Annotated in this window: 10 protein-coding genes and 2 pseudogenes; 9 read left to right on the top strand and 3 right to left on the bottom strand. The window is 38.9% G+C overall.

Annotation, left to right across the window (positions count from 1 at the left end; all coding sequences use genetic code 11):
• The first annotated feature begins 224 nt into the window (after positions 1-224).
• From D8M06_RS19430 to D8M06_RS19400, 7 genes are all read left to right on the top strand, one after another.
• Positions 225-1415, top strand: a complete 1191-nt coding sequence (locus D8M06_RS19430; protein WP_121206219.1) for a M20 metallopeptidase family protein — start codon at positions 225-227, stop codon at positions 1413-1415.
• A 17-nt stretch (positions 1416-1432) separates the two neighbouring features.
• On the top strand, positions 1433-3028 hold the full coding sequence (locus D8M06_RS19425) for an ABC transporter substrate-binding protein (protein WP_121206218.1): 1596 nt from the start codon (positions 1433-1435) through the stop codon (positions 3026-3028).
• 84 nt (positions 3029-3112) lie between these two features.
• Positions 3113-4057, top strand: coding sequence for an ABC transporter permease (locus tag D8M06_RS19420; RefSeq protein ID WP_121206217.1), 945 nt, complete (start codon positions 3113-3115; stop codon positions 4055-4057).
• A gap of 24 nt (positions 4058-4081) precedes the next feature.
• Entirely contained in the window at positions 4082-4939 is an 858-nt protein-coding gene (locus D8M06_RS19415) for an ABC transporter permease (protein ID WP_121206216.1), read from the top strand.
• A 19-nt stretch (positions 4940-4958) separates the two neighbouring features.
• A complete protein-coding gene (locus D8M06_RS19410) occupies positions 4959-5984 on the top strand; it encodes an ABC transporter ATP-binding protein (protein ID WP_121206215.1) in 1026 nt (341 codons plus the stop codon).
• Entirely contained in the window at positions 5977-6984 is a 1008-nt protein-coding gene (locus D8M06_RS19405; RefSeq protein ID WP_121206214.1) for an ABC transporter ATP-binding protein, read from the top strand. Before D8M06_RS19410 ends, D8M06_RS19405 begins: the two co-directional genes overlap by 8 nt.
• Positions 6985-6997: 13 nt before the next feature.
• Entirely contained in the window at positions 6998-7429 is a 432-nt protein-coding gene (locus tag D8M06_RS19400; protein WP_121206213.1) for a hypothetical protein, read from the top strand.
• A 145-nt stretch (positions 7430-7574) separates the two neighbouring features.
• On the opposite strand, the gene D8M06_RS20330 is transcribed toward D8M06_RS19400, so the two are convergent.
• The 3 genes and pseudogenes from D8M06_RS20330 to D8M06_RS19385 all read right to left on the bottom strand — a co-directional run bounded on the left by D8M06_RS20330 (position 7575) and on the right by D8M06_RS19385 (position 9039).
• A complete protein-coding gene (locus D8M06_RS20330) occupies positions 7575-7769 on the bottom strand; it encodes a M20/M25/M40 family metallo-hydrolase (RefSeq protein ID WP_121206212.1) in 195 nt (64 codons plus the stop codon).
• 8 nt (positions 7770-7777) lie between these two features.
• Positions 7778-8479, bottom strand: a pseudogene (locus tag D8M06_RS19390) (M20/M25/M40 family metallo-hydrolase); the annotation flags it as partial.
• A 38-nt stretch (positions 8480-8517) separates the two neighbouring features.
• The gene (locus D8M06_RS19385) at positions 8518-9039 is read right to left on the bottom strand and encodes an ATP-dependent DNA helicase (RefSeq protein ID WP_158591838.1); all 522 of its coding nucleotides are present in this window, start codon (positions 9037-9039) and stop codon (positions 8518-8520) included.
• A 16-nt stretch (positions 9040-9055) separates the two neighbouring features.
• Here D8M06_RS19385 and D8M06_RS20485 point away from each other — a divergent pair.
• Both D8M06_RS20485 and D8M06_RS19375 read left to right on the top strand, forming a co-directional pair.
• Positions 9056-9169 (top strand): annotated as a pseudogene (locus D8M06_RS20485) (hypothetical protein); the annotation flags it as partial.
• 100 nt (positions 9170-9269) lie between these two features.
• Positions 9270-9917, top strand: coding sequence for a UPF0236 family transposase-like protein (locus D8M06_RS19375; RefSeq protein ID WP_158591837.1), 648 nt, complete (start codon positions 9270-9272; stop codon positions 9915-9917).
• The last annotated feature ends 88 nt before the right edge of the window (positions 9918-10005 follow it).

The following is a 10005-nucleotide window of genomic DNA, read 5'->3' as shown; positions in this document are numbered from 1 at the left end:
AAAAAAGAGAGACTTTTTTGTGAAAAAAACAAAAAAGGACTCTCTTTTTTTATTTTACTTCAACACTTTCTATAAAAGGGATGGTTTTTCAGTGGCCTCAACCTGTCCCCGCGTCCCCTTCATAAATCCGTTTAAACCTAGTTGACAACTATGAATAATATGTTTATTATATACTCTATAAACCTACAAAACTATGTAACAGAAGATGATTGTGAGGGATATAATTGAGTGAAGTGAAAGATTTTTCATCCATATTTGATGAAATCGATGAACAGTTTTCAGATGTTCAGAACTGGCGCAGATATTTACATAAACATCCAGAGCTGTCTTTTGAGGAAAAGAATACGGCAATCTTTATAGAAGAAAAACTGAAAAGCTTTGGACTTCCTGTGAAAACACAGATAGGCGGACATGGGATGGTTGCGGAATTGGAAGGGAAAATGCCAGGTAAAACGATTGCTTTCCGTGCAGATTTTGATGCACTTCCAATTCATGAAGAGAATGATACACCGTATGCATCGGTAAATGCGGGTGTTATGCATGCCTGTGGACATGATGGTCATACAGCCGCACTTCTTGGGACAGCACAATTGCTAAGTAAATATAAGGAACAATTAAAGGGGAAGATTCTTTTTGTTTTTCAACCTGCTGAGGAGAAGCCACCAGGAGGAGCGAAATATATGATTGAAGAAGGCATTCTCGATGAGGTGGATTATGTCTTTGGTGCTCATCTTGCTTCAGAAATTCCATTAGGTCAGGTTGCTGTTGGTGCGGGTTATCAAATGGCAGCAGTGGATAAGTTTGAGATAACGGTTAAAGGTCATGGCGGGCATGGGGCCAGACCGAATGAATCTATAGATCCAATAGTTATCGGCAGTGAGATTGTTCAATCGCTGCAAAAAATCGTAAGTCGTAGGGTGGATCCCTTAAAATCTGCTGTTGTTACATTGGGGGTATTCCAAGCTGGTGCTGCATTTAATGTGATTCCGGATGAAGCGAAAATCGAGGGAACGGTTAGGACCTTTGATGAGGATGTACGTGATTTGGTTGAAAATGAAATACATTCCATTGTGAAAGGGATTATAAGTGCAAACAACGCGGGCTATGAGATGGACTTTTTACGCGGTTACCCATCTTTGTTTAATCATCAGGAAGAGACAGCAACGGTAACACGTATTTTTAAAGAAACATTTAATGAGGAAGAAGTAGTTGCATTGGAACCAACAATGGGAGCAGAAGATTTTGCTTACTTTTTAAAAGAAAAACCTGGAACGTATTTTAGAGTTGGATCCAGAAATGATAGCGAAAGTACGCATTATCCTCATCATCATCCGAAATTTGATATTGATGAGAGAGCTTTACTTAACATCGAAAAAGCATTTATAAAAATAGCTTCACATTATTTAATTGACTAATACTAGGGGAGATCAGCATGCGTATAAAACATACTTTACAACTATTTACTATATTGATATTGTCACTTGTTTTGGTGGCTTGTGGGAATGAAAGCACAAGTGATGAGACAGGAGAAGGAAATGGGGAACGGAAAGAAGAGCAAACTGGGGGGACACTTGATGTTGCCTATGCTAGTGAGCCTGATACATTAGACATTATGGGGAATGCTTCCAGTCCTACAAGAGATATTGCCTGGCACATTTTTGAGACGTTGGTGGCTCTTGATAAAGACTTTGCTGTTAAGCCCATGATAGCAGAAGATTACAGCATTTCAGATGACCAAAAAGTATACACGGTAAACATAAGAGAAGATGTGAAATTTCATGATGGTTCAACGGTTACAGCAGAGGATGTATTAGCATCTCTGGAAAGATGGAGACTTGTATCCAGTGTTGGTAAAACAGCGAGCGAGAATATAGAAGAAGCAATTGTGGTTGACGATTTAACGGTAGAAATTACTTTGAATCAAGTGTATAACGGTTTTCTGGACGATATAGCCGCTCCTAAAACTGGGTTAGCCATTATTCCTAAGGAAATAGCTGAAGAAGCAGGTGAAAAACCACTAACCCCGGATCAATTAATCGGAACTGGTCCTTATCAATTCGAAAATTGGGAACGAGGGAAGGAAATTGTACTGACTAAGTTTGATGAATATTCACAGCGTGAAGAAGATTGGGGAGGACTTACAGGTAAAAAGGAAGCCATTCTTGATCAAATTAACTTTTTAATTGTAAAGGATCCACAAGTGAAATTAAATGGTTTAAAAACAGATTTATATGATTATGCTCAAAACATTCCAACCGACTTATACGAAGCCATTGAAGCAACACCAAATACGAATCCCGTAACATATATTAATGGTTACTCCATGCTTATACCAGATAAGTCAGAGCCGCCATTTGATGATTTGAAAGTTCGCCAAGCTTTAAATTATGCTTTGGATAAAGAGGAAATTGCACAATCTACTTATGGGAATGAAGAATTTTACGAGATGGATGGAGCGTTATTTGATCCAACGCAAACCGAATTATATTCAGCAGAAGCAACAGATTCTTATTTAGCAACCGACAAGGAAAAGGCAAAAGAGTTACTGGCTGAATCGGATTATAATGGTGAGTCTGTTACCATCATGTATTCTAATAATAATGAAGCATATAAACGTATTTCCCAAGTGGTGCAACAACAACTTGAAGAAGTAGGGTTTGTTGTTGAACTCGAGCCATATGAATGGGCAACCTATTTGGAAAAATGGCAGGACGCTCGTAACTGGGATATTGTTACCATTGGTTATTCTACTAGATTTTCACCAAATGAGTTAGGATTCCTTGTTCAGGATACGGGTAGCAGTGGCTGGTATAACAGTGAGCGCTGGTCAGAACTAATGAAAAAATGGGGTGTAGCAACAACCTCTGAAGAAAGACAGGAAATATTAACAGAAATGAATCAAACGGTGTCTGAAGAACTTCCTTTCTTAAAAGTAGCAAATGAAACGACTTTGGATATAATGAGCGATGAGATTCAAGAATATGATGCCTGGATTGGTCCACGATTCTGGAATACAAGGAAGAATTAATTACCAAAGAGGGAGTCATGTCAGTTTTTACGACACTGGCTCCCTTGTTGTATTTCACCAATTGATATAAGGGGAGGGTAAGACGTGTTACATTACACGATGCGCAGAATTTTAGCTATGATTCCTGTTCTATTTATTGTTAGCGTTATTGTATTTATGATTGTTCACCTGACTCCAGGTAACCCAGCATTCCTTATTTTAGGAGAAGATAGTTCTCCAGAGGCAGTGGAACAATTGGAACAGCAATTAGGGCTAGATCAACCGAAAGTTATTCAATATTTTGACTGGTTAAAGAATATTTTTATAGGTGATCTTGGACAGTCCATTTATTCGGAGGAGTCAGTGACCCAAATCATTTCTGAACGAATTGGTCCGACATTCAGTTTAATGATTATATCTATCCTCCTAACTCTGATTATAGCAATACCGATAGCTATTTTTATTGTCTGGAAAAGGAATACCTTCTTGGATCCCTTATTTTTATCCGGCTCTTTACTTGGAACTTCCATTCCAGAGTTTTGGTTAGCATTGCTTTTGGTGCTAGGTTTCGGTGTTTCCATTCCTATTTTTCCGGTGGCAGGCTATATACCATTAACGGATGGATTCCTAAGCTGGATACATCACCTTCTATTGCCTAGTATTGTTTTGGCTGCTGTAGAAGTCGGATTAATTGCTCGAATGCTTCGAGATAGTATGCTGGAATCGGTGAATCAAGATTATACAAAAACTGCACGTGGAAAAGGTGTGAAAGAAAGGAAAGTCTTGATGAAACATGTGTTTTCCAATGCACTTATTCCAACAACAACCGTCGTAGGTGTAACCATTGCTGGTCTGCTTGGGGGAACCGTTATTATTGAAACAATCTTTACGATTCCCGGGATTGGCCAACTATTAATTGATTCGATTCATCGAAGGGATTATCCGGTGATACAAGGGGTCATATTATTTATTGCCTTTATTTACGTACTCATTAATTTACTTGTTGATCTTTTATATGCCTTTTTAGATCCAAGAATTCGATATGATTGATTTAGTCAAAAAGGAGGTGTCCTCATGTTACGAAAAAAACGAAATCTAATTCCTTTTCTTTTTTTAATATTATTATTTTTAGCAACTATAACAGCTTCATGGTGGCTTCCTGTATCTCCAAGCTTTATGGATTCCAGTTTGCGTTTAATGGCACCATCTTCAGAGCATTGGTTTGGTACAGACCACTTCGGCCGCGATATATTCGGTCAAACGATTATAGCTGCGAGGGTTTCTTTATTAGTCGGTTTCACAGTTGCCCTTCTCTCAACGATATTAGGGACGGTAACAGGGCTTATAGCAGGATACTACAAAAAGTTAGATTCCATTATTATGCGGATTATTGATGGGATGCTGGCTTTCCCTTCCTTACTATTGGCACTTGCTCTCGTTGCAGCTTTAGGTGGAAGTATAACGAACATTATTATTGCGTTAACTTTCTCCTTTTGGCCAGTTATGACACGGGTCGTACGCTCCAGTGTTCTTCAGGTGAAAAATATTCAATATGTGGAAGCTGCCAAAACGTCAGGGGTTAAGGATCCTGTTATATTATCCAGATACATTCTGCCAAATGTACTATCTCCTATTATTGTGCAGGGAACGTTTATTTTTGCAAAATCTATACTGGCAGAAGCAGCATTAAGCTTCTTAGGTGTAGGAGTGGAGCCATCCATCCCAACATGGGGAAACATGTTGCAGGAAGCACAGATTTATATGACCATGGCGCCCTGGTTTTCCATTTTCCCTGGCATTTTTATCGTTATTACTGTGCTGGCATTAAATATATTGGGAGATGGACTTAGAGATGCTTTTGATCCTTATGCAAAAGGGAAGAAAAAAGCCAAAAGACGACCATTCAAACGAAAAGAGCAAATAGCTTCTTGATGATTAGGAGGAATAGAAAGTGCTGGAAGTAAAGAATTTAAAAGCTCATATTGATACAGCTGATGGGGTGGTCAAGGCAGTGGATGGGGTTTCTTTTACGATTAAGCCAGGCGAAACGGTCGGGATAGTAGGGGAGTCTGGAAGTGGAAAAAGTGTGCTTGCACATTCCATTATGCAACTTAATCCTAAGCCACCAACCTTCTACCCAGAAGGAGAAATTTTATTTGAAGGAAAAAATCTCCTCCAATTGAAAGAAAAAGAACTTCAGAACATACGGGGTAACGAGATTGCGATGGTTTATCAGGATCCGATGTCGAGCTTAAATCCTGTTTTTAAAATAGGCGATCAATTGATGGAAGCCATATTGACTCACCAACATATGCCAAAAAGCAAAGCAAAAATGAGAGCAATTGAGCTATTAACGGATGTGGGTATTCCTGATCCAGAGAAAAGGTTGAATGCTTATCCGCATCAATTCTCAGGTGGTATGCGTCAGCGTGTCCTAATCGCTATTGCACTTGCATGCAATCCAAAAATTCTGATTGCAGATGAACCGACGACAGCACTTGATGTGACGATACAAGCACAAATATTGGAGCTGATGAAAAGTATTCAAGATAAATATGGTACAGCAATTGTTCTTATTTCTCATGATTTGGGTGTCATTGCTCAAATGGCAGAAAAGGTTCTTGTTATGTATTCCGGAAGAATCGTAGAAAAGGGAAGTGTGGAGGATATTTTCTATCATACATCCATGCCTTATACATGGTCATTGCTCAGGTCCCTGCCACAGATTGACGCAGAATCCCGTCATCGTCTATTTAACATTGAGGGGCAACCGCCAAATTTAATCCATCCACCAAATGGGTGTAATTTTCATCCGCGATGCCCTTTCGCTACGGAACAATGTAAGATGGTTGACCCGGAATTAACGAAAAGATCAGCAAATCACTATGCGGCTTGCCTTTTATCGGAAGTGGAGTTTAAAGAGGGGAAGAAACGGATAGAAAATGCAGAAAAGGAAGGGGGACTGAAACATGTCTGAATCTTTATTGGAAATACGAGATTTGAAGATGCATTTTCCAATGAAACAAGGAGTCTTTCAACGAACAAAAAACGAGGTTAAAGCAGTAAATGGTGTGAGTTTTACAGTCAATAAAGGGGAAACATTAGGGATTGTTGGGGAGTCTGGTTGTGGAAAAAGTACCCTCGCCCGCACCATCGTCGGCTTATTAAAACCAACTTCAGGCGATATTTTATTTGAAGGAGAAAGCATCCTGCAATACAACGCGAAAGAATTCCACCGGTTAAGACGAAATATACAAATGGTCTACCAGGATCCGTTTACAAGCCTGAATCCAAGAATGCGGGCCGGAGACATTATTTCCGCACCTTTAAAAGCGTACAACCAAACAGATAATTTGAAAAATCGTGTACTGGAATTAATGGATTTAGTAGGTTTAAAAGCAGAGGATTATCATAAATTGCCACATCAATTTTCCGGGGGACAGCGTCAAAGGATAGGAATTGCCCGTGCCCTTGCATTAAATCCCAAATTAATTATATTAGATGAGCCGGTGAGTGCGCTGGATGTGTCCGTTCAGGCACAAGTAATTAATTTGCTGGAAGATCTGCAGGAAGAATTAGGACTAACCTATCTATTTATTGCCCACGATTTATCAGTGATTCGCCATATTTCAGATAAAGTAGGTGTGATGTACCTAGGCAAGATGATGGAGTTGTCAGAGAGTGAATCTTTGTATAAGAATGCTCGTCATCCATATACAAATGCATTACTATCTGCTATTCCAATACCATCCTCTGCAAGGGAGAAAAAGCGGGAGCGGATTGTCCTAACAGGGGAGCTGCCATCACCGTCCGAACCTCCAAGTGGATGTGTCTTTCACACGAGATGTCCATTTGCTACAGAATTTTGTAAAGGAAATGTACCAGCCTTCGATGTGGATGAAGATAATTCACCGGGCCACTACGTATCATGCTTTTATCCAATGGACAACAAACGGGAGGAATTCGCCCGACAGTGAAAGGAGCAATTATATGAATCTGCAAAAGATATCTTTAATGGATGCATATATGATTGAGACACTAAGAAGTAAGGGTGTAACAAATCAGGAATTAATAGAAGCAAAGGATATCAATGCTTGGAATCGTCTGCATGAATCTTTTGATTTTCAGGAGTTACTAAACTTACGGGAGAAGGATCCTGCTGCCTTTGAAACAATTATTGAAGATGGGTATCAAGTGAAGTTCGTTACTTTTAATGGATTAAAGAACTTATTGCGATTAAAATTTCATAAAATGGAGGATGTGGATTATCAGTCAGTGGAAAGAGGCATTCGTGGACTATCCTTAAATGAAAATGATCGTAATCAATTAACAAGCCTTCTTTCTAATAATTGGACCGTTAAAGAGGAAGTAGTTGATGGTAAAGTTGTTCTTGATATTGAGTTGGTAAAGAATAATATTTAGGGTGGAATGGTAAAAGGTTTTATAAAATACGAGCAAAAAATGACTAGATATTTACCGTTTATGAATTAAAAAAGATCAGTTCCCCACTTCACTAAAGCGATAGAGAAGTGGGGACTGATCTTTTTATTATTACACCCCCATCTTTTTACTTCGCTAATCCTAAAATTAGCTCTTTATAGATATCAAAGAATGCAAAGTAGTAATCTTTCCAGACATATTCATCGGTTTTGTGTGCCATTTTTGTTTCGCCTGGACCAAACATCATAAATGGGAAGCTATCATTTTTCCCTCGTAATAAGTTTGATGCGTCCGTCACCCCTGGAGAACCTTTTACAGAAATGTCTAAATCTAAATGTTTTTGCCGAGTTCTTGGGAAAGGTCGACCATTTCAGACTGTCCTGACGTGAAAACACTTGGTAATGACATGGTCACTTCAACATCAATATTGGAGCCTTTTTTATTGTATTTGTCAGCTGTGGTGTTGAATATGTTAATCACTTCGTCGTTATCAAACTCTGGAATAGTTCGCACGTTTATTTCAGCTACTGCTTTTTCTGGAACAGAGTTTACTTGGTTCCCTGCATTAAAAATAGTGGTACTCATAACCAATTGATTAAGAACTTCATTCTTACGATCATCGCCATTCAATTTCTTGTCTAGTTCTAATAGAAATTCCATCAATGGATTAATTGCGTTATAACCTTGGTCAGGCATCGAGCTGTGTGCTGCTTCACCCATAGACGTTACACGTAAGTTAAGGGATCCTTTGTGTGAGTAAATAATCGTGTCATGAGAAGGCTCCGCTACCCATAGGTAATCGACATTATCCATATAGCCTTCTTCGTATAGTTTTTTCGAACCTGCGCCACCGACTTCTTCACCAGTTGTTGCCATAAAGCGGACTGTACCATTTTTCAATTCATTATTTTCTTTGAGTTCAATCATCACTAGAGCAAGGTTTACTAAGCCAGCTTTCATGTCATTTGTTCCACGTCCGTATAATTTGCCGTCTTTTTCTGTTAATGTGAACGGATCTGAAGTCCACTCGCTTTCATCACCTGCGTTATAAGAGTCAGTCCCCCAAAGTGCTAAAGTGTTAGTGTAGCGGGGGACTGACCCAAATTCTCCTTAAGCCCTTGCAAAAATACTTCTAACTCCCCAATAATTGTTATTTCTTTTTTTGCACGAGTAATCGCTGTGTAAAGTAAGTTACGGTTCATCATAAACCTATGTGCACTCGAAATCGGAAGCAAAACATGAGGAAACTCTGAACCTTGAGTCTTGTGGACTGAGAAACAGTAGGCAAGCGCAAGCTCATTCATTTCTTCTTTATAATAAAGAATCTCTTTTTTGTCAAAACGAACTATTAATCTCTCCGGTTCTTCAACTATTTCCTCTTCTTGAGTTTCCTCATTTATTCTTATCTGTTCTTCAGCTGGTAATACACCAACAACTATTCCTAAATCACCATTTAACACACTTTTTTCAACATTATTTTTTAATTGAATTTCTCGGTCACCTAGATAAAACGTATATTGTCCATTTTCAAATCCTGTTGGTTTAAATCTAACAGCTGATGGGATTTCTTCTTTAATCAACAAATTTTGCATATAAGAAAATACACCTTGGACAACATCACGTTTAGGAGAACACATTCAAGAGGCTGGATTCCCAGATGGAGTAGTTAACATAGTAACTGGCTATAGAATAAAAAAAATTTTAATGGTATGTGTAAAATAGTTCTCGGGGCTATTTCTTCAAAATCCTAGCCAAAAAAGAAGAGGCACTCTATCATAAATGTATGCCTACCAAGCAAATACATATAGAAAGAGGCCTCTTCATGAATACTATTATATCAAAATTATACAAATTAATACACCAAACAGACAATCTAATTGAATTTGAAGAAAGGGTTCGTATCCTGATGTATGAGGTGTTTACGTCCGTGTTGGGGGAGGTATTCACCAATATGAATGCTGTCATTGTGAAGGAAAAACAAGCTGCGGGTTGGACTGTAGAAAGAAATGATGAAAGGGAAATCCAATTTACCTTTGGTGTGGTGAGATTTACACACACGCTTATGCATGATTTAGAAGGCAATGCGCAGTACCCGTTTGATGAATGGGCTGGGTTTAAAAAATACCAACGTAGAAGTCCATTTGTAGAAGTGAAAGTGGCGGAAATGGCTGCTGAAAATACGTATCGGGAAACTGCTCGTATACTGAAGGAATGGACAGCTGTGGATATGAGTCATACAACGGTGGGAACGATTGTGAAGAAAGTTGGAGAAGTACAAGCCAAGGCGGATGAAGAAATGGTCGTCGAATTAGAGGAGTCCGCTGAGTTGCCAGAGGGGAAAGAAATAGACTTTCTCTATGCTGAAGCTGATGGCGTATTTGTTCGGGGGATAGAAAAGAAGAAGAGTCATGAGGTAAGCCATGCGATCCTTTATGAAGGCTGGGACAGGAACGGGAAACGAGGCCACTGAAAAACCATCCCTTTTATAGAAAGTGTTGAAGTAAAATAAAAAAAGAGAGTCCTTTTTTGTTTTTTTCACAAAAAAGTCTCTCTTTTTT

The organism is Oceanobacillus halophilus (assembly GCF_003628505.1).
GTDB classification, from domain to species: domain Bacteria; phylum Bacillota; class Bacilli; order Bacillales; family Amphibacillaceae; genus Oceanobacillus; species Oceanobacillus halophilus.
This window is presented reverse-complemented; position numbering and strand designations above follow the sequence as displayed.